Genomic DNA, 26391 nt, shown 5'->3' on the forward strand with positions numbered 1-26391 from the left:
ACAGCTTGTAAGTGTGCATTTTGGTTGCTCGTAGATGGGAGGTGCGGGGGGTTATTCCATGGTGAACTCAATGCTCATACTATTTGGGTAACTGTTTTGCACTTCGAGAATTTCAGTTGAACAGTCAGCCGCTTCAGTTCCCGTTGATTTGCCATTGCCCGACCAGTGGGGCACTCGTTCGGCGTCGTCTCCTTGTTTTTCCAGTCTGACTTCAATGGACGCCGTGTATAGGCATTCCTTGTTTCCCGAAACGTAGGCAAATGTTTCTGTCAGCTCGGTCGCTTTGCCGAAAGCAATAGAACTGAAGAAATTCGGAAAGTCAGCTGCATACTCATATCGGCCCTTGGCGGGGACATCGAACTCACTGATGGGGTAGGAGGAGTTGCTTTGTTTTTTTGTAGGCTTTGAAAGCTTCATTGTGCTGTTTGTGAGGTTTTTAAAGTGGTAGTGAATAGTCGTTGTGTCCGGGTCTTTGGATTGAATGAGTGGCTTTTGCTTTTCATTTGAAGCAAAGCTGGAGCTGCTTGTTATGAGGGCGAGTGTTAGCCCGGTTAGAGTAGGCTTTATGTGTTTTGCGAGTGAAGGCATTGGCTTAATTCCATTTAAGTAGTGCTTGGGTGTCAATGGGTTTAAGTCATTGTTGTTCGTGAGGGGCGGTTATTCAATAAGCGGACTGAAGTGAGTTGTTAACTTATCTTGCTTGATGTGGGCAGAGTGCTTGATGGAGGGGCGCGGTGGGGTGGGTTTTTTAGTAGAAATTGTATTGTTTGATTTTTACGGAAAAAAAAGGCCTCGGCGCAAGAGCGCGGAGGCCTTTGAAACAAGCAGGTGTTAATTACAGCGTCGGGTAGTCGATGTAACCGACCGGGCCCTTGGCGTAGAACAGTTCCGGACGCGCTTCGTTCAGCGGCGCGTCAGCCTGCAAACGTGCCGGCAGGTCAGGGTTGGCAATGAAAGGTACGCCGAAGGCGACTGCATCGGCCTTGCCACTGGCGAGCAACGCGTTGGCGCTGTCCTTGGTGAAGCGCTCGTTGGCAATGTAGGGGCCGCCGAAGGCTTCCTTGAGTTGTGGACCGAGGCTGTCGGCACCTTCTTTCTCGCGCGAGCAGATGAAGGCGATGCCACGCTTGCCCAGTTCGCGAGCGACGTAGGTGAAGGTTTCGGTCAGGTTGTCGTCACCCATGTCATGCAAGTCGGCGCGTGGCGACAGGTGCACGCCCACAAGGCCGGCACCCCAGATTTCGATGGCCGCGTCAGTCACTTCCAGCAGCAGGCGGGCACGGTTTTCCAGGGAGCCGCCGTAGTTGTCGGTGCGCTGGTTGGTGCTGCTTTGCAGGAACTGGTCGAGCAGGTAACCGTTGGCGGCATGGATTTCCACGCCGTTGAAACCGGCAGCCTTCGCGTTCTCGGCACCGACGCGGTAAGCGTCAACGATGTCGGCGATTTCAGCGGTTTCCAGGGCGCGCGGCACCGGGAAGTCGGCCAACGGACGCACCAGGCTGACGTGGCCCTTGGGCTGGATGGCGCTTGGGGCGACCGGGGCTTCATCGTTCAGGTACAAACCGTGGGAAATGCGACCCACATGCCACAGTTGCAGGAAGATCTTGCCGCCAGCGCCATGGATCGCCTTGGTCACATTGGACCAGCCACGCACTTGATCGTTGGACCAGATACCCGGGGTGTCCGGGTAGCCAACACCCATCGGCGTGACCGAAGTGGCCTCGCTGAGGATCAGCCCGGCGGAGGCGCGTTGCACGTAGTACTCGGCCATCAGCGCGTTGGGCACGCGACCTTCATCGGCGCGGCAGCGGGTCAGCGGCGCCATGATGATGCGGTTGGCCAACTCGAGGTCGCCCAGTTTGATCGGATCGAAAATAGTCGTCATTTAATGCAACCCTCGTGAGGTAATGGTTGATCAGTTGGTAGCAGGGGCCAGATCGGGATTGCCGCTCTGACGGAAAGTAATCAGGGTCACCAGCAGGGCGAGTACCGCCAGTACGGCTGCCGCGAGCGGCACGCTGGTCAGGCCGAAGCCGTGGGCGATCACACTGCCGCCGACCCAGGCACCCAAGGCGTTGCCGATGTTGAAAGCGCCGATGTTCAGGGTCGACACCAGGTTCGGTGCGGCCTTGCCGAAGGTCACCACGTTCACTTGCAACGCAGGCACGGCGGCGAAGCACGCGGTGGCCCAGAGGAACAGGGTGATTTCGGTCGGGATCAGCGCGACGCTGGTCCAGGTCAGCACGGTGGACACCACGGCCATGGTGATGAACACGCCGATCAGCGTCGCTGCCATGCCTTTGTCGGCCAGCTTGCCGCCGATGATGTTGCCGACGGTCAGGCCCAGGCCGATGAGCATCAATGTCCAGGTCACGCCACGGGGCGAGACGCCGGTGACTTCGCCGAGCAGCGGCGCGACGTAGGTGAACAGGGTGAACACCGAGGCGGCGAACAGCGCGGTCATGCTCAGGGACAGCCAGATGCCGCCGCCCTTGAGTGCGGCCAGTTCGGCGCGCATGTCGAGTTTTTCTTCATCGCGCTTGGCCGGCAGGAAGCGGATCAGACCGATCAGTGCGATCACACCGATCACGGTCACGGCCCAGAATGTCGAACGCCAGCCGGCCTCCTGGCCGAGGGCGGTGCCCAGCGGTACGCCGAGGACGTTGGCCAGGGTCAGGCCGGTGAACATCAGGGCCACGGCCGAAGCGCGTTTGTTCGCAGGCACCAGGCCGGCGGCTACCACTGAACCGATACCGAAGAAGGCGCCATGGCACAGGGCGGTGACCACACGGGCGAACATCAGCACGTTGTAGTCGCCGGCCACTGCGCAAAGCAGGTTGCCGACAATGAAAATGCCCATCAACGCCACCAGGGCTGCCTTGCGCGGCAGTTTGGCGGTGGCCAGCGCCATGAACGGCGCGCCGATGGCCACGCCCAGGGCGTAACCGGTCACCAGCCAGCCGGCACCGGGAATCGATACACCGAGGTCAGCTGCCACGTTGGGCAGCAGGCCCATGATGACGAACTCGGTGGTGCCGATGGCGAAGGCGCTCAAGGCCAGGATGAGTAGCGAGAGGGGCATTGTTTAATTCCTTGTCGGCTGGCTGACGTGGGGGGCGTTCTCATTTGGTTTTCCCGGCGCTGTGTGAAAACCAATTGAGAACGCCCCCACAGGGTCAGAGCTCTTTACTGAAGGTTTTGAGGAACTCCTGAATGGTTTCCTCGTTGCGTTTGAAAAAATGCCACTGGCCGACTTTGCGGCTGCTGATCAGGCCGGCGCGTTGCAGGGTCGCCAGGTGTGCGGACACCGTGGACTGCGACAGGCCGCAGCGTTGATCGATCTGCCCGGCGCAAACGCCGTGCTCGTTACTGTGGGACTGGTCGGGAAATTCGACGGTCGGGTCCTTGAGCCAGTGCAGGATTTCTCGTCGTACTGGGTGTGCCAGGGCTTTTATTATTTCGTCGAGATTGATGGTCATGATGTGGGCTCGTGATGTTTAAAACGCTATATCGCGATGAGGCGAACTTTAAATCGGTATTTCGCGATATACAAATATGATTTGGCTCTGACCAGCTCATATTTCGGTATATCGAGTTATAACGATATGGTGAGTGTAACAAAACAAGGGGGCAGTGCTAAGCTGCGCCCATGAACTATCTCGCACATCTTCACCTCGGTGGCCAGCGTCCCGGCCAGTTGCTCGGCAGTCTGTACGGCGATTTCGTCAAGGGACGGCTGCAAGGGCAGTTCGCTCCGGAAATCGAGAGGGCTATCCAGTTGCACCGCAGCATCGACGTGTTCACCGATCGCCATCCGCTGGTGGACGTCGCGCTGTCACGTTTCTCCCTGACCCGTCGTCGCTACGCGGGGATCGTGCTCGACGTGTTTTTCGACCATTGCCTGGCTCGTGACTGGACGCTGTACGCCGACCGGCCGCTGGAGTTGTTCACTTCAGACGTGTACCGCGTGCTGTCCAGCGAGCGACAACTGCCGGAGCGGCTGGCGAAGATTGCGCCGCACATGGTGGCCAATGACTGGTTGGGGTCGTATCAGGAATTCGAGGTGTTGGAGCAAGTGTTGCGCGGGATCTCGCGGCGCCTGAGCAGGCCGGAAGAGCTGGCGGCGGCGATGCAGGAGTTGCGGCGCTTGTATGAACCGTTGAGCGAGGACTTTCGGTTGTTCTATCCGCAGCTGCAGGATTTTGCCCGGAACTATCCAACACCATAAAACCTCTGTGGGAGCGAGCAAGCCCGCTCCCACAGGTTCGTCTTCAGTCTGAAATTGAATCAAGCCGCAATGGCAGGGCGCATCGGTGCGCGCTGAGGTTCAACAACAGTCCCGAACAACACCTTCTGCACCGCCTGCTGTGCCTCGAACGCCAGCGCCGCACGTTCCCGACCTTCGCACTCGATTGGCTTGAGCAGGTGAATCTCCACGCCGCCACGGTCATTGGCGAACAGACGCATCAAGTGCGAGAGCAGATCATCGTCGCCAATGAACGGCGCCAGCGCACAAGGCTGGCCGTCACGCAGATAACGAATCGCCACCGGCTGCATTGCCACTTCGGAATCGATGGCGGCGGACAGCAGGCGGCCGTGGAAGGTGCGCAGCGAGCGGCCATCGGTGGTGGTGCCTTCCGGGAACATCAGCAGAGGGTGTGCCTGTTCCAGGTGACGGGTCATCTGCTTGCGGATCAACTGGCTGTCACCCGAGCCACGGCGGATAAACAGGCTGCCGGCCTTGGCCGCCAACCAGCCGGCCACCGGCCAGGTGCGCACTTCGGCCTTGGACAAAAACGACAGCGGCGTGAGCATCCCCAGCAGCGGGATGTCGGTCCAGGACACGTGGTTGCTGACCCAGAGCATCGGGGTCTTCGGCAGCTCACCGTGGACGGTCACGTCGAAGGGCAGGGCGTTGCTCAGGCGGGCCATGAAAAACCGCGACCAGCGCTGACGACGCGCCATCGAATGGGCCATGCCCAGGCGCTCGAACACCCCGAACACGCTGGCCATGCCCAAGCCCAGCGTCACTACCAACAGCACTCGCGCGATTCGCGCGTACACCCGCAACCGGCTCATTACACAGCCGCCTTGAAGTGTTTGGCGTAGCGCGGGCAGAGTTCGTCGCGCTTGAGCAGGATGAACACGTCGGCAACCTGGAAGTCTTCGTCCCAGCATGGTTCGCCGCAGATCTTCGCGCCCAGACGCATGTAGGCCTTGAGCAGCGGTGGCATTTCGGCGATCACGTTCGACGGGATGGCCAGGCTCGGCAGCGGGTTTTTCGGCTCGGCGCGCAGGTGTTCGGTGCACAGGTAGCGTTCGCGCAGACGCTGCATGATCGCGTGGGCCTGCACGCCGCCATCCTGCATCGGAATGCTCGCGCAACCCATCAGGTAGCTGTAGCCACCCTGGTTCAGGACTTCGGCCAATTCGCCCCAGAGCACGGCGATGGTGCCGCCATTGCGGTAGGCCGGGTCGACGCAGGTGCGACCGATTTCCAGGATCGGGCCTTGCAGGTGCACAAGGCCGTGGAGGCTGAATTCTTCTTCGCTGTAGAATTTGCCCAGGCTGCTGGCAGCCGTGTGGTCGAGCAAACGGGTGGTCGCCACCAGACGGCCGGTATTCAAGTCACGCACGCCGATGTGGGCGCAGTGAACGTCGTAGTCATCCATGTCCAGACCCAGTTCCGCGCCTTTCAGCTTGGCGTTGAACTCACCGCTGAACACGTTGAAGCGCAAGGCCTGGGCCTCCTGCAATGCCTCGGCGCCCACCAGGCGTTCGGCTTGCAGGCGGCGTTCGTTGCCGGTATCGCTGATGCGGGCGATCTGAGTCATGGTGAATCTCCGTGCGGGCTGCTCACCCGTCTTTGGGCTACAGCGAATCGACTTTCTTTGTCTAGCCGTGTTGTGCAAAGTCAGGCTATGTAGCCCCGGTGTCATCGCCATTAAGCTTTGGTGATGCTTATATGACAGCCCTCGAGGAGCCTCTTATGCCCTGGCAAACCCTGTTGAACCGCCGTGATCGCTTGCCCGCCAATCCGGATCTGGCCGAAGGTTTCGCGACCTTGTTGCAGCAGTTGGGCACGGTCACGCCGTTTGAATTGGCGGTGCTTGGCGGGCGGTTGATGGCGACGCCGGGGCTGGCGTTTCTGGTGGGGTATCAGGCGGCCTTGCGCATGCTCTGGCCGAGCGCGCCCCTGAGTCTGGGCGCGCTGTGCGCCACCGAACAGCGCAGCCTGCGCCCGGCCGACATGCAAACCCGACTGAGCGGTTTGCGCTTGAGCGGACGCAAGGATTTCGTCACCGCCGGTAATGCCGCCGACTGGCTGCTGGTGGCTGCGCGCAGCGAGGAGCCCGGCGTCGATCCACGCTTGAGCCTGGCGGTGATCTATCGCGATGAACCGGGTGTGCAGGTGGAAAAGCTGGCGCCGATCCCGTTGATGCCGGACATCAGCCATGGCAGCTTGTTTCTGGATAACGCGCTGTGCGAGTTGCTCGCAGGGGATGGTTGGGATGCGTACGTCAAACCGTTCCGCACGCTGGAAGACATCTATGTGCTGAGTGCGATGACGGCGTGGTTGTATGGCGTCGGCCAGGAATGCGATTGGCCACAAGGCTTGCAATTGCGGTTGCTGGGGTTACTGGCGGGGTGCGCGGAAACCAGCCGCCAGCCACCGACCCATCCGGCCGGGCATGTGTTGCTTGGCGGGTTGTTTGCGCAGTTCGAAGGGCTCAAGGCTGAGGTGAATGAAGCACTCGCCGAGGGGCCATCGGAGTGGGCGGCGATGTGGCAGCGGGATCAGGTGGTGATGGATTTGGCGGCTGGGGCTCGGGGCAAGCGGTTGGCCAAGGCAATGGCGGAATCTTCGCTGCACTGACTGGCCTCTTCGCGAGCAGGCTCGCTCCCACAGGGATCTCGCTCACACCAAAGATCCATTGTGGGAGCGAGCTTGCTCGCGATGGCGGCCTGTTTGGCAACATGAACTTCTGAATTGTCATCAACCTCGACTAGGCTCAGCAGGTTCAATCTCCGAGCCCCCGTCATGCCCAAAGGCTTGTCCCTGATTTTCCTGTTGTTGCTCAGCCTCACGGCCCAGGCTGAAAACTGGCCCGCCGAGCAATGGCCAACCGCCCCGACGCCAACCGGCCCGGCGCTTCAAGCCCTGGAGGCCTACGCCTTCCCATCCCGCGATGACACTACTCGCCAGGGCATTCGCACCGACGCCTTGCTGGTGATCCGCGACGGCCAGTTGATCTACGAACGTTACGCCGGCCCGACGACGGCCGAGACGCCGCACCTGACCTGGTCGATCAGCAAGAGCCTGATGGCCACGGTCCTCGGTGTGGCTTACGGTGAAGGCTTGTTCAAGCTCGGCGAGCCTGTGGCAAAGCTTTATCCGCCCCTGCAAAAATACCCCGACATGACCATGGCTGACCTGCTGCACTGGGCCTCGGGCCTGGACTGGCAGGAAGACTACGAATACGCACCGCTGAAGTCTTCGGTGGTGGCCATGCTCTACACCCGAGGTCACCACGACATGGCCGCGTTCACCGCATCCCATGATTCATACGCGGCGCCGGGTCAGGCGTTTCGCTACTCCAGCGGTGACAGCAACCTGTTGTCCGCCGCATTGAAAACCATCGTCGGCCTCGGCCGCTATCCGGACTATCCGTGGACTGCACTGTTCGAACCGCTGGGCATTCGTCATGCCGTGTGGGAAACCGATGGCACAGGCACTTTCGTTGCTTCGTCCTATGCCTACCTCACGGCACGGGACCTGGCGCGAGTTGGTCTGTTGATGGCCCGCGAGGGGCGCTGGGCAGACAAGCAACTGCTACCCAAGGACTGGGTGGCGTTCAACCGCGAGCCGTTCGCTCACTATCACGCCCATCAAGACGATGCCGTCCCCGGCGGCCAGTGGTGGCTCAATCGAGCCGTTGAGGGCGCGGCACGACCCTGGCCCGATGCCCCCGCCGACACCTTCGCCGCGTTGGGCCATTGGGGCCAGGCAATGTACGTGATCCCCAGTGAGCAGCTGGTGATCGTCCGTTACGGCGATGACCGTGACGGCAGTTACCGGCACAACCAATTGCTCCAGTTCGCGCTCAAGGCCTTTGCCGGGAAGGTGCAGCCATGAGCGGTTTCATACGCCGTCGAGCGGTCAGTTCCCTGTTGCTGATCCTGCTGATTGCCTTGCTTGGCTGGATCTGGCACGAGCGGGTGGCGCTGTGGGCGTTCCCCGACATCATCAGCGCCTACACCGCCAAGGAATACTGTTCGTGCCGCTACGTGATGAACAACGACGCCGAGTACTGCCACGGTTATGTGAAACAGTGGCTGCCCGCCAGCGGCTTTGCCGATGACCCGGCCGGCAAACGTGTCACGGTCAGCGGCATGGGCCGCAGCAACAGCGCGGTGTGGATCGGCGAGCGCCAGGGCTGTCGCTTGCAGCCTTGAACACGAATAGATTCGTGGGTGAGGACAAGGCTTTTGTGGCGAGGGGGCTTGCCCCCGTTGGGTCGCGAAGCGGCCCCCCAAAACCATGCAACAGGTTCCATCAGGCAAACCGCAATGACAGGTTTTGCGACTGCTACGCAGTCGAACGGGGGCAAGCCCCCTCGCCACAAAGGCAGGTTTGGAGTAATAGACGGCTTGCAATGCGCTGAAGGCCAGTTAAGGTTCAGCACAGGTTTCTCTGCCTTACGAGTCTCTATGTTCAAGCGCTCCGCCCTCCGATTCCTCGTTTTTCTGCTGCTGACGGGTGCCGCATTGTCGGCCCGCGCCGACTGGTACCTCGACGGCGAGTCTTCGCGCCTGTCGTTTGTCAGCTCCAAGAATGCCAATGTCTGCGAAGTGCAACGCTTCCTGGTTCTGCACGGCAAGGTCGACCCCGAGGGGCTGGCGCAGGTGGAAATCGAGCTGGAGTCGATCAACAGCGGAATACCGTTGCGCGATGAGCGCATGCGCAAGGAACTGTTCCAGATCGACCGGTTTTCCGACGCCTTGATCACCACGAAAATCGATCTGCGCCCGATCAACGATCTCGCTCCCGGCGCACAGCTGGAGTTGCGCCTGCCGCTGACGGTCGACTTGCACGGCAAACAACACCAGTACCAGGCCGAACTGCTGGCGACCCGGCTCGATGACCGGCGCTTTCAGGTGGTGACCCTCGAACCGCTGGTGATCAATGCCGAGGATTTCGATTTGGCTCCAGGGTTGGAGGCGTTGCGCAAAATGGCCGGTCTGTCGGCGATCAGTCTTTCAGTACCGGTGAGTGCGGTACTGATATTCACGGCGCGCTGACATGGCCGGAGCGATTTTTCCCTGGCGTGAAGGCAACCATTACGAACTGCTGGTCGACGGTCCGCAGTTTTTCCCGCGCATGCTGGTGGCGATTGCCCGGGCTGAAGAACAGGTCGAACTGGAGCTGTATCTGGTGGAGGCGGGTGCCTGCGCCGAAGCCATGGTCCAGGCCTTGGTGCAGGCCGCCGAGCGCGGTGTGCGAGTGCGCTGCCTGTTCGATGATTACGGCAGCCTCGCTTTCACCCTGACCTTGCGTCAGCGGCTGATGTCCGCCGGCGTGGAACTGCGTTTTTACAATCGCCTGAGCTGGCGCCGTTGGGTCGGCAACTTCTACCGCGATCACCGCAAGCTGTTACTGGTGGACCAGAGCCTGGCCGTGGTCGGCGGCACCGGTGTCACTGATGAATTCTGGACCCCGGGGGAAGACGTCAGCGAATGGCACGAAGTGATGGTGGAAATCACCGGTCCGCTGGTGCTCGACTGGCAACTGCTGTTCGATCGTCAGTGGATTGCCAACCGCCATCGACGGGCCTGGCGACCGGCCTCGCATTTCGGTCTGCCGCGCCTGCCACGGGTGCCGTCGATAGGCGAGGGCATGGGCCGGGTGGCGTATGCCGACGCCCGTCAACACCGGGACATTCTGCAATCGCTGGTGCGTGCCCTGAACAGCGGTCAGCGACGGATCTGGCTGGCCACGCCGTACTTTCTGCCGACCTGGAAAGTCCGCCGTTCCCTGCGTCGGGCGGCTGCCCGGGGCGTCGATGTGCGGTTGCTGTTGACCGGGCCCCGTACCGATCACCCATCCGTGCGCTATGCCGGGCATCGCTATTACCCTCGACTGCTCAAAGCCGGGGTGAAAATTTTCGAGTACCAGCCGTGTTTCCTGCACCTGAAAATGGTCCTGGTCGATGACTGGGTGAGCATCGGCTCGTGCAATTTCGATCACTGGAACCTGCGCTTCAACCTGGAAGCCAACCTGGAAGCCCTGGACCCCGGATTGACCCGGTCGGTGGCGGCGAGTTTCGAACGGGACTTCGGGTTGAGTGAGCAAGTCAGTCTGGAGGAATGGCAGCGTCGACCGCTGTGGAAACGGGTCAAGCAACGGGTGTGGGGATGGGTGGATCGGGTGGTGGTGAATCTGCTGGATCGACGGGGTTGAGCCCAAGCTTTCAAACACCCTGAAACCACTGTAGGAGCGAGCCTGCTCGCGATGGCGGCCTGACAGTCAACAATGATGTTGAATGTTATGCCCTCATCGCGAGCAGGCTCGCTCCTACAGGTTATTGCGGTGTAACGGGATTACAGCAACTCAAAACTCTGCTGCGTCACGTCCTCTGAATCCAGGCCAATCTGCACGTTGAACTTGCCCGGTTCCGCCGCGTACTTGAGCTGGGTGTTGTAGAACTTCAGGTCGTCCTCGGTGATGGTGAAGTGCACGACTTTCTGCTCGCCAGCCTTGACCATTACTTTCTGGAAGTTCTTCAGTTCCTTGATCGGGCGGATCATCGAGCCGGCCACGTCCTGGATGTACATCTGCACCACGGTTTCGCCGTCGCGCTTGCCGGTGTTTTTCACCGTGACGCTGGCGTCGAGCTTGCCGGTCTTGTTCAGCGTGGTCGACGACAGGGCCATGTCGCTCAGGCTGAAGTCGGTGTAGCTCAGGCCGTAACCGAACGGGTACAAGGGACCGGTGGTGTCATCGAAGTACTGCGAGGTGTAGTTGCCCGGTTTGCCCGGGGTGAACGGCCGGCCAATGGTCAGGTGGTTGTAGTAGGTCGGAATCTGGCCTACCGAACGCGGGATGCTGATCGGCAGTTTGCCCGACGGGTTGTAGTCGCCGAACAGCACGTCGGCGATAGCGTTGCCGCCCTCGGTGCCGGTGAACCAGGTTTCCAGGATCGCGTCGGCCTGTTCCTTCTCTTCGAGGATCGTCAGTGGACGGCCGTTCATCAACACCAGTACCAGCGGTTTGCCGGTGGCTTTCAGGGCACGGATCAGCTCGCGCTGGTTTTCCGGGATGTTCAGATCGGTGCGGCTCGACGATTCGTGGGACATGCCACGGGATTCGCCGACGGCGGCAACCACCACATCAGCATCCTTGGCTGCTTTCACCGCTTCGTCGATCAGCACGTTCGCCGGGCGCGGGTCATCCACCACTTCCGGGGCGTCGAAGTTGAGGAAGTTCAGGTAGCCGAGGATTTTCGGGTCGCTGGTGATGTTGGCGCCACGGGCGTAGATCAGTGTCGATTTGTCGCCCAGGGCGTTGGTCATGCCTTCGAACAGGGTCACCGATTGCGCTGGCTTACCGGCGGCGGCCCAGCTGCCCATCATGTCGATGGGTGCCTTGGCCAGCGGACCGACCAGGGCGATTTTCGCGGTTTTCTTCAGGGGAAGGGTTTCGTTGCGGTTTTTCAGCAGCACCTGGCCGCGGCGTGCCACATCACGGGCCTCGGCGCGGTGCAGGCGGCTGTCGGCGTAGGTGTCGACCGGATCATCCTCGGCCTTGCCGATGCGCAGGTACGGGTCCTTGAACAGGCCCATGTCGTACTTGGCGCCCAGCACCGCACGCACGGCGTTGTCGATGTCGCTCTGCTGGATCTCGCCGGACTTCAGCAGCCCTGGCAGTTCTTTGCCGTACAGGGTGTCGTTCATGCTCATGTGGATGCCGGCCTTGATCGCCAGCTTCGCCGCTTCGCGACCGTCGGCGGCAACACCGTGCTTGATCAGTTCGAAAATCGCCCCGTGGTCGCTGACCGCCAGGCCCTTGAAGCCCCATTCCTTGCGCAACAGGTCGTTCATCAGCCAGGTGTTGGCGGTGGCCGGCACGCCGTTGATCGAGTTCAGCGCGACCATGACCCCGCCCGCGCCGGCATCGATGGCGGCCCGGTACGGCGGCAGGTAGTCCTGGTACATCTTGACGGGGCTCATGTCGACCACGTTGTAGTCGCGGCCACCCTCGACCGCGCCGTACAGGGCAAAGTGCTTGACGCTGGCCATGATGCTGTCGGCCGCGTTCGCGCCCGTGCCCTGGAACGCCTTGACCATCACGCCGGCAATGCGCGACACCAGGTAGGTGTCTTCGCCGAAGCCTTCGGAAGTACGGCCCCAGCGCGGATCGCGGGAGATGTCGACCATCGGCGCGAAGGTGATGTCGAGGCTGTCAGCCGCGGCTTCCTTGGCGGCAATGCGCCCGGACAGGCCGATGGCGTCCATGTCCCAGCTCGAGGCCAGGGCCAGCGGGATCGGGAAAATGGTGCGGTGGCCGTGGATCACGTCGTAGGCGAAGAACATCGGGATCTTCAGGCGGCTGCGCATCGCCGCGTCCTGCATCGGCCGGTTTTCCGGGCGGGTGATCGAGTTGAACGTACCGCCGATGTTGCCGGCCGCGATTTCCTTGCGGATCATTTCGCGTGGCATTTCCGGGCCGATGCTGATCAGGCGCAACTGGCCGATTTTTTCATCGAGGGTCATTTGCTTCATCAGGTTGCTGACGAAGGCTTCCTTGTTCTCCAGGGGTGCGGGTGTCGTGGCGGCCAATACGTTATGACTGGCCAGGCTGACGAACAGGCCCAGCAAACACAGCTTCTTCATGAATAGTTTTCTCAAGGGCCCAAACGGCGATGTACACGCCGGCCAGCCAAAATTTAGGGAGCGTCTATTGTTGTTCGGGTGCCGGCTCAAAAGACCAGAGCCAAAAAACCACAGCCAGATGGCGGATGCGTTTTCGCGCAGGGCCTCTTTTTAGCCCATCGGCCCGTTGCAATCCAGAGGCGCGGGCGATTATGCCCCAAGAGCCGGCCCAGAAGGTTTCACGGTCGGTTTTTTCATGAAATGTACAAGGGAGCGTTATCCTGATGAATGTAAGTCCAACCTACCGCTCGCGTTTGCAGGTCGTCACGCTGCTGATGCTGGCCACGTTGCTGACCGCCTGCGGCATCAACAACATCCCCACCCTCGACGAACAGGCCAAGGCCGCCTGGGGCCAGGTGCAGAACCAGTATCAGCGGCGCGCCGACCTGATTCCCAACCTGGTGGAAACCGTCAAGGGCTATGCCAAACATGAAGAAGAGACACTGACGGCGGTCATCGAGGCCCGGGCCAAGGCCACTTCGATCCAGGTGGATGCCTCGACCCTCGACAACCCGGAAAAGCTCAAACAGTACCAACAAGCCCAGGACCAGCTCAGCGGCGCCTTGAGCCGTTTGATGGTGGTCTCCGAGCGTTATCCGGACCTCAAGGCCAACCAGAACTTCCTCGCCTTGCAGTCGCAGCTTGAAGGCACCGAGAACCGCATCAGCGTGGCCCGGCGCGATTTCATCCTCGCGGTGCAGAAGTACAATACCGAGATCCGCACGTTCCCCGGTCGCCTGTGGCACACCGTGATGTACAGCGACCTTCCGATGCGCGAGACCTTCGAAGCCACGCCGGGTTCGGAAAAGGCTCCCGAGGTCAAATTCTGAACAGCGGTAATCGGTGTCACCACGCAAGAGGTTGCCCATGCGCGTCCTGAAAACAGGCCTGTTGCTGTTGTTGTGGGTGGTGGCGATCGCTGCCCGGGCCGAGCTGAGCTTCCCGGCGCTGACCGGGCGGGTGGTCGACAATGCGCAGATGATCGAGCCATCGGTGCGCCAGCAGCTCAGCCAACAACTTCAGGCCCATGAACAAGCCACGGGCGAGCAGCTTGTGGTCGTGACTTTGCCGGATTTGCAAGGCACCGACATCGCCGACTTCGGTTACCAACTCGGCCGCCATTGGGGCATCGGGCAGAAGGACAAGAACAATGGTGCCTTGCTGATCATCGCCCGGGACGAGCGCCGGCTGCGTATCGAAGTCGGTTACGGTCTGGAGGATCGCCTGACCGACGCCCAGAGTTCGGTGATCATCAACCAGGTCATCACCCCGTCATTCAAGACCGGCAATTTCAGTAAAGGCATCAGTGACGGCGTGGCGGCGATGCTGGTGGTGCTGGGCGGAAACCCCCTGGACGAACCCTCCACTGCGTATGAATCCAGAGGTGATCCGGGGGACGATTTCATCGCGCGACATCCCGGTTTGTTCGTGTTTTTGGTGATGTTGTTCATCCTGACTGTTTTTGTGTGCCAGATGCTCGGTATCCTTCCCGCTGGCCGGGGCGGCTCCGGTGGACCCGGGGGCGGCTTTGGCGGTGGTGGGTTTGGCGGCGGCGGTGGAGGGGGAGGCTTCAGCGGCGGCGGGGGCAGTTTCGGCGGGGGCGGTTCGTCCGGCGGCTGGTGATAATAAAAACGAGCAGGCACTTCACGACATGGCATTACTGACTGAACACGAACAACGCAAGGTGGCCGAGGCCATTGCCCGAGTCGAGCGCGAGACCGACGCGGAACTGGTGACCGTACTCGCGGCCCGCGCCGACGACTATGCATATATCCCGTTGCTGTGGGCCAGCCTGCTGGCGCTGCTGGTACCGGGCATCGTGCATTACTTCACCGGTTGGCTGACCCTGCACAGCCTGCTGCTGGTGCAATGGGCCATCTTCATCGTGCTGTGTCTGGTGTTCCGCCTGCCGAAAGTCACCACCCATCTGATCCCGCGCTCGGTGCGCCACTGGCGCGCCTCGAACCTGGCGCGCCGGCAGTTCCTGGAGCAGAACCTGCACCACACCGAGGGCAGCACCGGCGTGCTGATTTTCGTTTCCGAGGCTGAGCGTTATGTGGAGATCCTGGTGGATGAAGGGATTTCCAGCCGGCTGGATAACAAGAGCTGGGACGCGATCGTCGCGGCGTTCACCCAGCAGGTTAAACAGGGGCAGACGCTGCAGGGCTTTGTCAGTTGTGTCGAGGCCTGTGGAGAGTTGCTCAAGGTGCATGTGCCGGTGACCCATGTGCGCAATGAACTGCCGAATCGTCTGGTGGTGCTGGGTTAAGCCAGGGCTTCATCTGCTTTTGTAATGCGCCGCGACACAGTTCCGGAACGTTGTTCGCCGCGGAGCTTGTCTTCAACATCTCTCACATGATGCACGCCCTGCGATGGGCGTTCTATGTAGAGGGAGCTCTTATGAATACGCAACAATCGCTGGATACCTTGGTGGAGGATGCCCCCGGTAGCGCAATGTTCGCTCAGCCGGTGCAACTGACAACGAAAGAGACACAAGCCCTGGAGTGGTGCCTCAAAGGCAAAACGTCCTGGGAGATCGCCAGGATTCAGAGTTGCTCGGAATCCACCATCAACTTCCACTTCTCCAATATCCGCCGCAAGTTCGCCGTCAGATCTCGCAACGCTGCCGTGTTCAAGGCGCTGGAGTCGGGGGTCATCACTGTTGATCCATCGCAGTCGCGAGATACCCATGAGCCTGACTGATTCGACCTACAACAGTATCAGCGGGCTCATGGTGGGGTTGGGTATTGCGACGTTGCCGGTTATCGATGGAGAAGCCCTGTTCGGCGCGACGCTTGGTGCGTGGCTGGTCACGACCACTCGCGCCAACTTCAAGGCTTGGCAGCGCATCGGTTCCTGGTTGTTGTCGGCGGGTGTCGGTTACCTGTTTGCTCCGGTCGCCCAGCCACTGGCGCCTTTTCTGACCGCAGGTGTGACGGCTTTTCTGTGCGCGTTGCTGGTCATTCCCATCAGCATCAAGCTCATGCAGTGGATCGATGGCGCCGGCCTCGGTGACATCCTTCGTCATCTCCGAGGGCGAGGGCAATGACCTTTGAGATGGCAGTTCTGGTGTGGGTGACGGGGGTGGCTCACCTGATCAGTGCGTTCAGGCTGGCGTGTTACCGGCGCGACGAACAACGTTACAACTGGTGCGACAGGATATTGATCAGCTTGTGTGGCGCAGTGTTTTACCTTGCCGGCGTCGATGTATTGCTGGCATTCCTGCCGGTGAGCCCTTGGCATGCAGTGGTGAGTGTTTTTTCATGCGTAATGATTGTTCGCAGTAGTGGCAACATTATTGTTTTGTGGCATGCCTTCAAGCATTGAAACGTCGGACTTCAAGTCAGGTTTTGTTCGAGTGTCCAAGTGTTGCAAGTATGGCGGCCATCTCCGAAAGTTGTGTTTCAAGATCTCGCAGGCGTCGCTTTTCCTCCAATGCGCTTTGTATTGCGCAGCGGTCATCCTCATCAAGCAATCGCCACAGCGAAAGGATGGTGCTTTCCTGCGTTGTTGCAGTTTCCGCAACATTTGCAGGGGCGTTGAGATGCGTTTGCCGCAGCATCGGCCCCTCGCCCAGCAGCAACCAGTCAAGGGAGATGCCGCGAGTCTGTGCAATATCTACGCATAATGAGTATGGCGTGCTGTCGCGGCCTTTCCAGCTACTGAGTGTCTGCGGGCTGATCTGTAGCTCAGAAGACAGGGAAGCGTCAGTTTTTGTGCCCGTAATTTGCTTCAGACGGGCCAGGACAGCTTGTGATTTTTTGCTACGCAATTTGAGCCTCTTCCTTTTGACATATGCTTTTTGAGTGCTTAACGTATGCGTAATGAGTACTTTTTTTCTTGTAAGTAATCAATCATCAACTATGAATCAGAAGAATACGATGTCGAAACTTCCTAATGGTATCAGGGTGATTTCCTACGAGCTTGGCTCGTATCTATTACGTGTCCACCCGTTGCACTTCCTTTTGTCCGGAGGGCGTTATTTGCAGCACCTGTCATTCACGAATTGTGTTTCAAACAGTATTGCGTTTGATCAATTCGATTACCACCGGATGGCCCAAAGGAAGCATGTATGAGTACTTACAAGATGGTGTGCCCACACTGCTTGAGCCGGATGCGCATACGTACCAGCGAAGGACGGCATATTTTCCTGCGGGTGGCGTACCTGCAATGTACGTCGGAGGCCTGTGGCTGGTCGGTGCGGGCCGAGTTCGAAATGACCCATGAGCTTTCCCCCAGTGGCATGCCCAATCCGGCCGTGCACCTGCCGTGCGCCGGACCTGACTTGCGTCGCGCCGCGCGGCCTGTCGCCGAGATTGCTCCGGCGGCGCAAGCGCAACAGGAGTCTTGAGCATGAAGGAGGTTGATGAACAGGCCCATTTGAATGAGGAGCTGTTGACCATAGCGCAGGCGTTTCTGGCCCGTCATGAAGGCGAGGGTGTGATTGATGATCAAGTGCTGTTCTGCCGTGCGGTGAGGCATTTGCAGAGTCTGGATATGCCGATGCACCAGGCGGAGCGGCTGGTCAGCCACGCGTACGGATTACTCAAGTCCAGCAACGATCGCCGACGTCTGGATCTGTCTGCAAGTTCCGAAACTGTCGCCGTGGTCACTGATCCGGCCAACGGTCTGACGTGGGCAGTGCCGGTAGGGTTGATCGTCAAGTTCGTCATCAACTCGCCGACCAATCGCAAACTTCGACTGGTGGAGCCATGAGGTAGCGAAGGTTGGATTCAGGTCCCGATCGGCGGGAACGGGACCTGGTGTAAAATTACTCCGTGCCCAAAACCCTCGTCCCCCCTAAAATACCCGGCATCCCCAGATTCGTATTGCCGAGGCCGTTTTTCCATGTCCGTCACCGCCACTCCCGCCAGCCTCGCGCCGGATCATCACGCCCAGTTCATCGATTTGCTGCAATCCAGCCTCGAGCACAACGCGTTCATCAAACTGGTGCTGGCCAAGTACGTGGGCGATGAAACGGACCTGCAGCGGATCATCATCAAGCCGGTGACGGTCAAGGCGCAGCCTTGCCTGTCTTTTGTCTACCGCTACAAGACCCGCGATATCACCAAGAACCTGCCGTTGGTCGACGGTGTGGCGAACATTGCCGGGCTGCTGCCGGCGTCGTTCAAAAATGCGCATTTGTTGTCGCTGACCGACGAAGCCCAGCTCGAATACAGCAAAAAGGGCAAGTCATCGCTGTTCAAGAGCCAACCTCAGCAATTGCGCGAAGTGCCATCGGCCGAGCACAACCGTGAGAAAAACCGTTTTCTTGACCTGAGCCGGCCGTTTCTCGCCGACCTGGGTGTGACCAACAAACAACATGAACTGATCCCGGCGATGTCGCGCAAGTGGAAGCAGATCAACAAGTTCATCGAAGTGTTCAGCCATGCGCTGACGTCGTCACCCCTGGCGCTGGACAAGCCGGTGCGAGTGGCGGACTTCGGATCGGGCAAGGGCTACCTGACCTTCGCCATCCACGATTACCTGCGCAACACCTTGAAGGCCGAAGGCGAGGTGACCGGTGTCGAGCTGCGTGAAGACATGGTCACCCTGTGCAACACCGCCGCCGCCAGGCTTGAACACCCTGGCCTGGTGTTCAAGTGCGGTGACGTGCGCAGCGTGGCGCCGAGCGAGCTGGACGTGATGATCGCCCTGCATGCCTGCGATATCGCCACCGACTATGCGATCCACACCGGCATCCGTTCCGGTGCTTCGATCATCATGTGCTCGCCGTGCTGCCACAAACAGATCCGCCTGCAAATCCAGAGCCCGGCGCTGCTCAAGCCGATGCTGCAATACGGCTTGCACCTGGGCCAGCAGGCCGAGATGGTCACCGACAGTTTGCGCGCGTTGTTCCTTGAGGCTTGCGGCTACGAGACCAAAGTGTTCGAGTTCATCTCACTGGACCATACCAACAAGAACAAGATGATCCTGGCGGTCAAACGCGCCGAGCCGGTGGACCCGGCCCGGTTGCTGGCGAAGATTCAGGAGCTGAAGGATTTCTATCACATCAGCGAGCATTGCCTGGAAACCTTGCTGCGCGCTGACGGTTTCCTCGGTGCTAAGGCTTGAGCTGAACCCCTGTCGGTAACGTGCCCGGTTGTGCCGGGCGCACTGCTGTCTTGCGTCCCAGCATCACCGTCACGATCACCCCGCCAGCAAACAGCCAGGTAATCGGCTCCACATGTTCACCGAAGAACAGCGCGGAGAAGGCGATGGTGAAGAAGATCTGCAGCAACTGGATCTGACTGACCCGGGCAATCCCGCCCATGGCCAGCCCGGCGTACCAGGCGAAGAAGCCGATGAACTGCGAAAACAGCGAGACATAACCGAAGGCCCACCAGGTCTTGGCGGAAATCTCGCCCTGATGCTGCAGTGCCAGATACACCACCGGCCCGATCAGCAGCGGCGTCGACAGCACCAGCGCCCAGCAGATCACCTGCCAGCCGCCCATTTCCCTGGCCAGTCGGCCTCCTTCGGCGTAACCCAATCCGCCCACTGCAATGGCGCCAAGCATCAGCAAGTCGCCGGCCTGAATGCTGCCGGCACCGCTGATCAGCGCATAACCGAGCACCAACGCGCTGCCCAATGCGGCGCAGGCCCAGAAGGCTTTCGAAGGTCGCTCATGGGACAACCATGCGGCGTACAGCGCTACGCACAGCGGCTGCAAGCCATTGACCAGCGCACCGTGGGACGCCGGCAAGGTTTGCATGGCCCAGGCCGACAACACCGGGAAACCGAGGATCACCCCGGCCATCACCAGCGTCAGGCCTTTGACCTGTTTCCAGGTCGGCCATTTTTCCCGGTGCCACAGCAACAGCAACGCCGCTGGAACCGCCGCAAACAGTGCCCGGCCCAAGCCGTTGAGCAGCGGGTGCAGTTCCTGCACGACGATCCGCGTGAAGGGCAGGGTTAGGCTGAAGATCACAACGCCGAGCAGGCCCAGGGCCATGCCGGTGTTTTCGCGCGAGGACATGATGGCAACCAGAATCGTGGGTGATGGGAGATGTCTTTATCTAGCCATAAACCCGGGGCTTTGGCGCTTACAGCTGGCTACAGAAGTATCCGTACAGTTTTCGCCACACGGTAGTAGCTGGTTATTACCCACACCTGCGGAATGGGACTACCTTGAATACTCCTGCAAGCCCACTTCCAGAGGAGTCTTCCCCATGGCTGCGAAAAAAATTCTGATGTTGGTCGGTGATTACGTCGAAGACTATGAAGTGATGGTGCCGTTCCAGGCGCTGTTGATGGTCGGCCACACGGTGCACGCCGTTTGCCCGGACAAGGCTGCCGGCCAGACCGTGCGCACGGCGATCCATGACTTTGAAGGCGACCAGACCTACAGTGAAAAACCCGGTCACCTGTTTGCCCTGAACTTCGATTTCGCCAAGGTCAACGCCGCCGATTATGACGCGGTGTTGATTCCGGGCGGACGTGCGCCGGAGTACCTGCGCCTGAACGAAAAAGTCCTGGAGTTGGTGCGCGCATTCGACAAGGCCGGCAAGCCGATCGCTGCCGTGTGCCATGGTGCGCAGTTGCTGGCGGCAGCGGGTGTTCTTGAAGGTCGCGAATGCAGCGCTTATCCGGCTTGCGCTCCGGAAGTGCGGCTGGCGGGCGGTACGTATATCGATATTCCGGTGACGGACGGTCATGTCCAGGGCAATCTGGCCACGGCTCCGGCCTGGCCTGCGCACCCGAACTGGCTGGCCGGTTTCCTGCGGTTGCTGGGTACCAAAATCACGCTGTGACGAGGGACAAGTCCATGTGCGAGCTGTACGTCAAAGCCGACCCGATACTCTACGAATCGCGCTCTCGCTCGCTGCGCATCTGCGGGGTGGTCACCACCCTGCGGCTGGAGAATCAGTTCTGGGACATCCTCAGCGAAATCGCCGAGGTCGATGGCATGACCACCAATCAGTTGATCGCCAAGCTGTATGAAGAGGTGATGGACTATCGCGGCGAGGTGGTCAATTTCGCTTCGTTCCTGCGGGTGAGTTGTACGCGCTATCTGAGCCAGCGACGGACGTCGGCGCCGGAGTTGTCGGTGGTGCGGGCGGTGGTGAAATAGCTGCGACCGCATTGCCTCTTTCACGAGCAAGCCCGCTCCCACAGGGATCACATTGAACCTGTGGGAGCGGGCTTGCCCGCGAAGGGGCCGGTACAGGCGACAGAAACACCAGGCTGGTCTTTACTGTGAAGCGCGCAACCTCTCAATCGCCAAGGAGAAACAGCATGTCCGGATGGTATGAAGTGAGCAAAAGCAGCAATGGCCAGTTCAGGTTTGTCCTCAAGGCAGCCAACGCCGAGACCATTCTGACCAGCGAGCTGTACACCACCCACGCCGCCGCCGACAAAGGCATCGCCTCGGTCCAGGCCAACAGCCAGCTGGATGAGCGTTACGAAACGAAAACCACCAAGGATGGCCATCCGTATTTCAACCTCAAGGCGGGCAACCACGAGATCATCGGCAGCAGCGAGGCTTATTCCTCGCCGGCGGCCATGGAAAAAGGCATTGCCAGTGTGAAGGCCAATGGCTCGTCCAAGGTGGTCAAGGACAAGACGTTGCCGGTGCTTTGAGTACAGCTTTCAAATCCAGCACAAATCCCTGTGGGAGCGAGCTTGCTCCGGGCTGCGTTCCGACGATGAGGCCATAACATTAACATCCATGTTGTCTGATAGACCGCCATCGCGAGCAAGCTCGCTCCCACAGTGGTTTTATGTACGGCTGGAGGTCAGCGCAGGGCCTTCAACAGATCTTGCAACTGAGCACAACCGGCCTCACCCAACGGGAACACCGGCAGCCGCGGATCCCCCACATCCAGCCCCGTCGCCCGCAAGCCCGCCTTGATCGTCGCCGGCAAGCCACCCTTGAGGATGAAATCCAGCAGCGGCAACTGGCGATAGAACAACTCGCGTGCCTTGCGCAAATCGTTGGCCAGCACTGCTTCGTACAAATCCAGGTTGAGCTGCGGGATCAGGTTCGGCGCGGCGGTGCACCAGCCTTTTGCACCGGCGGCAAAGGCTTCCAGGGCCAGTGGGTTGCAGCCATTGTAGAACGGCACCTGGCCTTCGCCGAGGCGTTGCAGTTGGTGCATGCGCTGGATGTCGCCGGTGCTCTCCTTGACCATGGTCACGTTTTCCACGGCCTTTACGATGCGCAGGATCAGGTCCACCGACATGTCGGTGCCGCTGGTGGCCGGGTTGTTGTAGAGCATGATCGGCACGCCGATGCTGTCGCCGATGGCGCGGTAATGGGCAAGGATTTCCGCTTCGCTGAGTTTCCAGTAGGACGCTGGCAGCACCATCACCACGTCGGCGCCGTGGGCTTCGGCGAAACGCGCGCGACGCACCGCTTTAGCGGTGGTCAGGTCGGACACGCTGACGACGGTCGGCACGCGTTTGGCCACGTGCCTGATGCTGAATTCGCTGACCTGATCCCACTCCGCGTCGCTCAGGTAGGCACCTTCACCGGTGCTGCCCAGCGGTGCGATGGCGTGCACGCCGCCCTCGATCAGACGATCGATGGAGCGCCCGAGGGCGTCCAGGTCGATGCCTTCGCCATTGGCGGTAAAAGGCGTGATGGTGTAGCCGATGATGCCGTGAATGTTTGCGCTGGACATGGTGTCCCTCCGTTCAATCAATGGGTTCAGTTCAGGCAATCGGCGTGTTGCCGCAGGACCTGTCGGGTGTAGTAGTTGAAAGCGGCGGCGTGGCGTTTCGGCCGGGCAATCCAGTCATGGGCTTCGCGCCCCAGCTCGGGGATGATCGGCTTGATGGTCCCGGCGCTCATTGCCAGCAGTTGCAGCTTCGCGGCGCGTTCGATCAGTTGCGCGATGACACAGGCTTCCTCGATGCTGCTGCCGGTGGACAATTGGCCATGATGCGAAAGCAGGATCGCCCGTTTGTCGCCCAGTGCCCCGGCAATCAACTCGCCTTCTTCGTTACCCACCGGCACACCCGGCCAGCCTTCGAGAAACGCACAGTCGTCATAGAGCGGGCAGAGGTCCATGTGGGAAATCTGCAGCGGCACCTCCAGCATCGACAAGGCAGCAACGTGGGTCGGATGGGTGTGAATGATGCAGTTCACATCCGCTCGGGCGCGGTACACCCAACTGTGAAAACGATTGGCCGGGTTGGGCATGCCGTGGCCTTCGAGCACCTCCAGGTCTTCGTTGACCAGCAGCAGGTTGCCCGCGGTGATTTCGTCGAAACCCAGGCCCAGTTGCTGAGTGTAGTAAGTGCCGGGTTGCGGACCACGGGCGGTGATTTGCCCGGCAAGGCCGGAATCGTGGCCGTGCTCGAACAGGACGCGGCAGGTCAGGGCCAGCTTTTGTCGGGCGGTCCACGTATTATCCGCCAGGGTATTTTGCATTTGGCTCAGCGCGTGCTTGACCAGTTGCTCTTTGGGCAGTGCTAATGTCTTGGCCATATCGGTGTCCTTTGGGTGATTCAATGGACGTCGGGTTTGCCGCTCACCGGTTCCTCGCAAAGTCGTCGGTGAGCGTAAATGACACTAAAGAGGCTATATGACACCTTGTGTCATTGGCAAGGACAAATCGTTGCCTCCTTGATGGATTAATCGCTCTGCATGTCTATCCGTTTGAAATTACTAAGAAAAAAACTTGGCGTGACCTTGGAAGCCTTGGCCGAAAAATCCGGCATGACCAAGAGTTACCTGTCGAAAGTCGAACGCGGGTTGAACACGCCATCGATTGCGGCGGCGTTGAAACTGGCCAAGGCGCTGAATGTGAAGGTCGAAGAGTTGTTCTCTGAAGACAACGTCAGCCTCGACAGCTACAGCCTGGTGCGCAGCCACGAGCGGCAACCTTTGGGGGCCAGTGATAACAATCCCGGTTACGCAGTGCTGGCCCATCAGGTCAGTTCACGCAGCCTGCTGCCGTTCATCATTTACCCGCCGGCAGAATTCACCGACAAGACCTTCAAGGAGCATCTGGGCGAGGAGTTTTTATTCGTCCACGAAGGGCGGGTGGAAGTGGACTTCATGAACGAACGCGTGCTGCTCGATCGTGGCGATGCGTTGCATTTCAATGCGCAAAAGCCGCACCGGATTCGTTCGGTGGGCGAGGTGCAGGCGCAGTTGCTGGTGGTGGTGCATAGCACCGAAGAATGAGCTTGCCTGGTCTTTGTGGCGAGGGAGCTTGTCGGATCGCCGCACCGTCCCGTTCGGCTGCGCAGCAGACGTAAAACCTGCCAAGCATTTTTCATGGAAAAAATGCAGGGGGCCGCTTCGCAGCCCAGCGGGAGCAAGCTCCCTCGCCACTGGGCTCTTCGTTTGCCTCAAACCTCGACCGGAACCGTGAGCTTCGTGCCACCCAGCGCATGGCTCTTCGAATCAAAAAACCGCAACTCCACACCCGTCCCCTCAAACACATTCGCGTAATGCCGTTTCTGGTGCTGGATGAATGCCTTGCTGCGCGGGTAAATCGAGATCGCCAGTACCTGCGGTTTCGCCAGGCGCAGGGCATGGATGATGTGGCTGTCCTGTTCCCCCAGCGCCTGGCCGAAGATGCACAGCGCCTGGCCGTGACCAAGTAATTGCTCGTAGCAGAACGACAGATAGTCCGAACTGCGGATGGTCTTGAGCTTGTCCGCGCTCGGCCCTTCGTTGACGAACAGCGGCACGTCGTCGAGGGTCTTGATCGTGTTGTTGATGGCGAAATTGCCCAGCAAGGTGCCCTCGGTCGACATCAGCTTGCGCGCCGTACCGTCCTGGTTGCGCACCAGATGCAGACCGCCGTGCAGGTACAGCAAACGGGTTTTATCGGTGGCCGTGTCGCTCAGGTCGAAACCGGGCTCGGCGCCCTGGAACAGATCGGTGATTGCCTCAGGCTGGTGTTGCACCGCCCAGTAGTTGAGCAAGTCGTAGTTGGTGGTGAACACCGTGCGGTAACTGGCCAGTTCCTGATTGATGGCTGCCAGCGTCGAAGGCACCACTAGCCGCCACGGGATATGCACCGCATGCACGGTGTTGATCAGCGCTTCCTTGATCGCGTAGTAGCGATTGCGCGGGGCGGCGGAGCTGACAGCCAGGGCCTTGTTGACCCGGCTGGTGGTTTTCAAGGCGCTCAGTACCTGCTCGAAACTACGGGTCTGCATCGCATCGAACACGCTCAGCTCGGATTGGCTCAGGGGTTTTTCTTCAACGGTGCGGGCGTTTTCGAACAGTGACTCGTAGCCGAAATCGTCCCATACCGCGCGACTGGCCCCGTTGCCTACCAGCAAACCACTGAACGAAGTGGTGCTGCGCAAGGCGTTCCAGTCTTCAAGTTGAGCATCGACATCCTGGAAATCGGTCATTGCGGTCTTCGTCTCACGGCAAAAGGTCTGTGGGCGGCGACTTTATCACGACCGGTGCCCGGACCACGGCACGACGCGGGCGAAGAACGCTATGCTGCGACTTCGCCTGAGCCGACTTCGCCGAGTACCCGATGCTGCAAAAAAGCCTGATCCGCCGTCTCGACCTGATCACCCTGCAACTGTTCGTCGCCGTCCATGAAGAGGGCACGCTGACCCGAGCCGCCTCGCGCGAAGCGATTGCAGTTTCGGCGGCGAGCAAGCGCTTGATGGAGCTGGAGGAGGCGCTGGGCATCAGCCTGTTCGTGCGCCAGGCCAAGGGCATGTCCCTGACGCCGGCCGGTGAGACCCTGCTGCACCATGCGCGGCAGATGTTGTTCAACGTCGAGAAAATGGGGCTTGAACTGGGGGAGCACAGCCACGGTGTGCGCGGTTATGTGCGGATGCTCGCCAATCTGTCGGCGATCATTCAGTTTTTGCCCGAGGACCTGCGGGATTTTTCCGAGCGTCACCCACAGGTCAAGACCGACCTCGAAGAACGCCCCAGCGCCGGGGTGATTCAGGGCGTGCTCGACGGGGTGGCCGACCTCGGGATCTGTTCCATTGACAGTGACATCAAGGGCCTGCACAGCGTGCTGTATCGCCAGGACAAACTGGTGGTGCTGATGCCGCCGCATCATCCATTGGCGAGCCGGTCGAGCGTGGCGTTCGCCGATACGCTCGACAGTGATTACGTTGGATTGCATGCCGCCAGTTCGATCAACATGCGCACCCACGCGGCGGCGCGCCAGGCCGGCAAGGTGCTGCGGGTTCGTATTCATGTGCCGGGGTTCGATGCGATGTGTCGGATGATCCAGGCCAACATGGGCATCGGCATCCTTCCGCAGCGCGCCTTTGAATTGTTTGGCCGGGCGCTGGGGTTGCACGCGGTGCCGTTGACGGACGAATGGTCTGATCGGGCGCTGATTCTGGTGGTGCGTGATGAGGCGTTGCTGTCGCCGGTAAGCCGGATGTTGTTTGAGCATTTGCGGGGGCCAGCCTGATAGTTCTCGGCTGAATGGGCGGGCCTCATCGCGAGCAAGCTCGCTCCCACATTGGAATGCGTTCCCCTGTGGGAGCGAGCCTGCTCGCGAAGGC

General features: G+C 60.1%; 32 protein-coding genes. 20 read left to right on the forward strand and 12 right to left on the reverse strand.

From position 1 onward, the window contains the following. Positions 1–51: 51 nt before the first annotated feature. The 4 genes from VC35_RS16150 to VC35_RS16165 all read right to left on the reverse strand — a co-directional run bounded on the left by VC35_RS16150 (position 52) and on the right by VC35_RS16165 (position 3479). On the reverse strand, positions 52–588 hold the full coding sequence (locus VC35_RS16150) for a hypothetical protein (protein ID WP_046041465.1): 537 nt from the start codon (positions 586–588) through the stop codon (positions 52–54). Between the two features lie 247 nt (positions 589–835). Beyond that, positions 836–1885: an alkene reductase gene (locus VC35_RS16155; protein ID WP_046041467.1), complete on the reverse strand. Its 1050-nt coding sequence runs from the start codon at positions 1883–1885 to the stop codon at positions 836–838. Between the two features lie 30 nt (positions 1886–1915). After that, positions 1916–3082, reverse strand: coding sequence for an MFS transporter (locus tag VC35_RS16160; protein ID WP_046041469.1), 1167 nt, complete (start codon positions 3080–3082; stop codon positions 1916–1918). A 94-nt stretch (positions 3083–3176) separates the two neighbouring features. Continuing rightward, entirely contained in the window at positions 3177–3479 is a 303-nt protein-coding gene (locus VC35_RS16165) for an ArsR/SmtB family transcription factor (RefSeq protein WP_007983055.1), read from the reverse strand. A 170-nt stretch (positions 3480–3649) separates the two neighbouring features. Here VC35_RS16165 and VC35_RS16170 point away from each other — a divergent pair, with 170 nt between their 5' ends. Further along, complete coding sequence (locus VC35_RS16170; protein ID WP_046041472.1) at positions 3650–4228, forward strand: acyl carrier protein phosphodiesterase; 579 nt, start codon at positions 3650–3652, stop codon at positions 4226–4228. 59 nt (positions 4229–4287) lie between these two features. Here VC35_RS16170 and VC35_RS16175 read toward each other — a convergent pair whose 3' ends face one another. Both VC35_RS16175 and olsB read right to left on the reverse strand, forming a co-directional pair. Beyond that, complete coding sequence (locus VC35_RS16175) at positions 4288–5079, reverse strand: lysophospholipid acyltransferase family protein (RefSeq protein WP_046041474.1); 792 nt, start codon at positions 5077–5079, stop codon at positions 4288–4290. After that, a complete protein-coding gene (olsB, locus tag VC35_RS16180; RefSeq protein WP_046041475.1) occupies positions 5079–5834 on the reverse strand; it encodes an L-ornithine N(alpha)-acyltransferase in 756 nt (251 codons plus the stop codon). The genes VC35_RS16175 and olsB overlap by 1 nt, the downstream gene beginning before the upstream one ends. 155 nt (positions 5835–5989) lie before the next feature. On the opposite strand from olsB, the gene VC35_RS16185 reads away from it, so the two are divergent. The 5 genes from VC35_RS16185 (at position 5990) to VC35_RS16205 (ending at position 10462) form a co-directional block, all read left to right on the forward strand. Further along, the gene (locus VC35_RS16185) at positions 5990–6877 is read left to right on the forward strand and encodes an acyl-CoA dehydrogenase middle domain-containing protein (RefSeq protein ID WP_046041476.1); all 888 of its coding nucleotides are present in this window, start codon (positions 5990–5992) and stop codon (positions 6875–6877) included. 165 nt (positions 6878–7042) lie between these two features. Beyond that, on the forward strand, positions 7043–8137 hold the full coding sequence (locus VC35_RS16190; RefSeq protein WP_046041477.1) for a serine hydrolase domain-containing protein: 1095 nt from the start codon (positions 7043–7045) through the stop codon (positions 8135–8137). Then, the gene (locus VC35_RS16195; RefSeq protein ID WP_046041478.1) at positions 8134–8457 is read left to right on the forward strand and encodes a hypothetical protein; all 324 of its coding nucleotides are present in this window, start codon (positions 8134–8136) and stop codon (positions 8455–8457) included. The genes VC35_RS16190 and VC35_RS16195 overlap by 4 nt, the downstream gene beginning before the upstream one ends. A gap of 255 nt (positions 8458–8712) precedes the next feature. Continuing rightward, positions 8713–9303 carry a YceI family protein gene (locus tag VC35_RS16200; protein WP_046041480.1) on the forward strand — a complete coding sequence of 197 codons (591 nt, stop codon included), beginning with the start codon at positions 8713–8715 and terminating at the stop codon, positions 9301–9303. Between the two features lies 1 nt (position 9304). Then, positions 9305–10462: a phospholipase D-like domain-containing protein gene (locus VC35_RS16205; RefSeq protein ID WP_046041482.1), complete on the forward strand. Its 1158-nt coding sequence runs from the start codon at positions 9305–9307 to the stop codon at positions 10460–10462. Positions 10463–10602: 140 nt separating this feature from the next. Here VC35_RS16205 and bglX read toward each other — a convergent pair whose 3' ends face one another. Next, a complete protein-coding gene (gene bglX, locus VC35_RS16210; RefSeq protein WP_046041484.1) occupies positions 10603–12894 on the reverse strand; it encodes a beta-glucosidase BglX in 2292 nt (763 codons plus the stop codon). A gap of 263 nt (positions 12895–13157) precedes the next feature. On the opposite strand from bglX, the gene VC35_RS16215 reads away from it, so the two are divergent. From VC35_RS16215 to VC35_RS16240, 6 genes are all read left to right on the forward strand, one after another. Further along, on the forward strand, positions 13158–13763 hold the full coding sequence (locus tag VC35_RS16215) for a LemA family protein (RefSeq protein ID WP_046041485.1): 606 nt from the start codon (positions 13158–13160) through the stop codon (positions 13761–13763). 37 nt (positions 13764–13800) lie between these two features. After that, positions 13801–14556, forward strand: a complete 756-nt coding sequence (locus VC35_RS16220; RefSeq protein ID WP_046041487.1) for a TPM domain-containing protein — start codon at positions 13801–13803, stop codon at positions 14554–14556. A 28-nt stretch (positions 14557–14584) separates the two neighbouring features. Further along, positions 14585–15202, forward strand: coding sequence for a TPM domain-containing protein (locus tag VC35_RS16225; RefSeq protein ID WP_046041488.1), 618 nt, complete (start codon positions 14585–14587; stop codon positions 15200–15202). A gap of 131 nt (positions 15203–15333) precedes the next feature. Next, positions 15334–15636 (forward strand): helix-turn-helix transcriptional regulator, encoded by a 303-nt coding sequence (locus VC35_RS16230; RefSeq protein WP_052960567.1) that lies wholly within the window; start codon positions 15334–15336, stop codon positions 15634–15636. Next, entirely contained in the window at positions 15623–15982 is a 360-nt protein-coding gene (locus tag VC35_RS16235) for a putative holin (protein WP_046041489.1), read from the forward strand. The genes VC35_RS16230 and VC35_RS16235 overlap by 14 nt, the downstream gene beginning before the upstream one ends. Further along, the gene (locus VC35_RS16240) at positions 15979–16260 is read left to right on the forward strand and encodes a phage holin family protein (RefSeq protein ID WP_046041490.1); all 282 of its coding nucleotides are present in this window, start codon (positions 15979–15981) and stop codon (positions 16258–16260) included. Before VC35_RS16235 ends, VC35_RS16240 begins: the two co-directional genes overlap by 4 nt. A gap of 16 nt (positions 16261–16276) precedes the next feature. Here the strand turns inward: VC35_RS16240 and VC35_RS16245 are convergent, their stop codons facing one another. After that, positions 16277–16705 (reverse strand): helix-turn-helix domain-containing protein, encoded by a 429-nt coding sequence (locus VC35_RS16245; protein WP_052960565.1) that lies wholly within the window; start codon positions 16703–16705, stop codon positions 16277–16279. A 300-nt stretch (positions 16706–17005) separates the two neighbouring features. On the opposite strand from VC35_RS16245, the gene VC35_RS16250 reads away from it, so the two are divergent. The 3 genes from VC35_RS16250 (at position 17006) to VC35_RS16260 (ending at position 19008) form a co-directional block, all read left to right on the forward strand. Then, positions 17006–17284: an Ogr/Delta-like zinc finger protein gene (locus VC35_RS16250; RefSeq protein ID WP_046041491.1), complete on the forward strand. Its 279-nt coding sequence runs from the start codon at positions 17006–17008 to the stop codon at positions 17282–17284. Between the two features lie 2 nt (positions 17285–17286). After that, positions 17287–17649 (forward strand): hypothetical protein, encoded by a 363-nt coding sequence (locus VC35_RS16255; RefSeq protein ID WP_046041493.1) that lies wholly within the window; start codon positions 17287–17289, stop codon positions 17647–17649. Positions 17650–17781: 132 nt separating this feature from the next. Further along, complete coding sequence (locus VC35_RS16260) at positions 17782–19008, forward strand: class I SAM-dependent methyltransferase (protein WP_046041495.1); 1227 nt, start codon at positions 17782–17784, stop codon at positions 19006–19008. Here VC35_RS16260 and VC35_RS16265 read toward each other — a convergent pair. After that, on the reverse strand, positions 18998–19912 hold the full coding sequence (locus VC35_RS16265) for a DMT family transporter (RefSeq protein ID WP_046041497.1): 915 nt from the start codon (positions 19910–19912) through the stop codon (positions 18998–19000). The two genes, VC35_RS16260 and VC35_RS16265, sit on opposite strands and share 11 nt — an antisense overlap. Before the next feature lie 193 nt (positions 19913–20105). Here VC35_RS16265 and VC35_RS16270 point away from each other — a divergent pair, with 193 nt between their 5' ends. From VC35_RS16270 to VC35_RS16280, 3 genes are all read left to right on the forward strand, one after another. After that, entirely contained in the window at positions 20106–20687 is a 582-nt protein-coding gene (locus VC35_RS16270) for a DJ-1/PfpI family protein (protein ID WP_046041499.1), read from the forward strand. Positions 20688–20701: 14 nt separating this feature from the next. Beyond that, a complete protein-coding gene (locus tag VC35_RS16275; protein WP_008051823.1) occupies positions 20702–21007 on the forward strand; it encodes a ribbon-helix-helix domain-containing protein in 306 nt (101 codons plus the stop codon). Between the two features lie 164 nt (positions 21008–21171). Then, positions 21172–21516, forward strand: coding sequence for a YegP family protein (locus VC35_RS16280; protein WP_046041501.1), 345 nt, complete (start codon positions 21172–21174; stop codon positions 21514–21516). Positions 21517–21671: 155 nt separating this feature from the next. Here VC35_RS16280 and VC35_RS16285 read toward each other — a convergent pair whose 3' ends face one another. Continuing rightward, positions 21672–22559 (reverse strand): dihydrodipicolinate synthase family protein, encoded by an 888-nt coding sequence (locus VC35_RS16285; protein WP_046041503.1) that lies wholly within the window; start codon positions 22557–22559, stop codon positions 21672–21674. Between the two features lie 26 nt (positions 22560–22585). Then, the gene (locus tag VC35_RS16290; protein ID WP_046041505.1) at positions 22586–23368 is read right to left on the reverse strand and encodes an aldolase; all 783 of its coding nucleotides are present in this window, start codon (positions 23366–23368) and stop codon (positions 22586–22588) included. Positions 23369–23527: 159 nt separating this feature from the next. Between VC35_RS16290 and VC35_RS16295 the strand changes: the two genes are divergently transcribed. Further along, complete coding sequence (locus VC35_RS16295) at positions 23528–24070, forward strand: helix-turn-helix domain-containing protein (protein WP_046041506.1); 543 nt, start codon at positions 23528–23530, stop codon at positions 24068–24070. Between the two features lie 167 nt (positions 24071–24237). Here the strand turns inward: VC35_RS16295 and VC35_RS16300 are convergent, their stop codons facing one another. Then, positions 24238–25257: a DUF4917 family protein gene (locus tag VC35_RS16300; protein ID WP_046041508.1), complete on the reverse strand. Its 1020-nt coding sequence runs from the start codon at positions 25255–25257 to the stop codon at positions 24238–24240. Between the two features lie 131 nt (positions 25258–25388). Here VC35_RS16300 and VC35_RS16305 point away from each other — a divergent pair, with 131 nt between their 5' ends. Continuing rightward, on the forward strand, positions 25389–26297 hold the full coding sequence (locus tag VC35_RS16305) for a LysR family transcriptional regulator (RefSeq protein ID WP_046041510.1): 909 nt from the start codon (positions 25389–25391) through the stop codon (positions 26295–26297). The last annotated feature ends 94 nt before the right edge of the window (positions 26298–26391 follow it).

This window comes from Pseudomonas fluorescens, from assembly GCF_000967965.1.
GTDB lineage: Bacteria > Pseudomonadota > Gammaproteobacteria > Pseudomonadales > Pseudomonadaceae > Aquipseudomonas > Aquipseudomonas grandcourensis.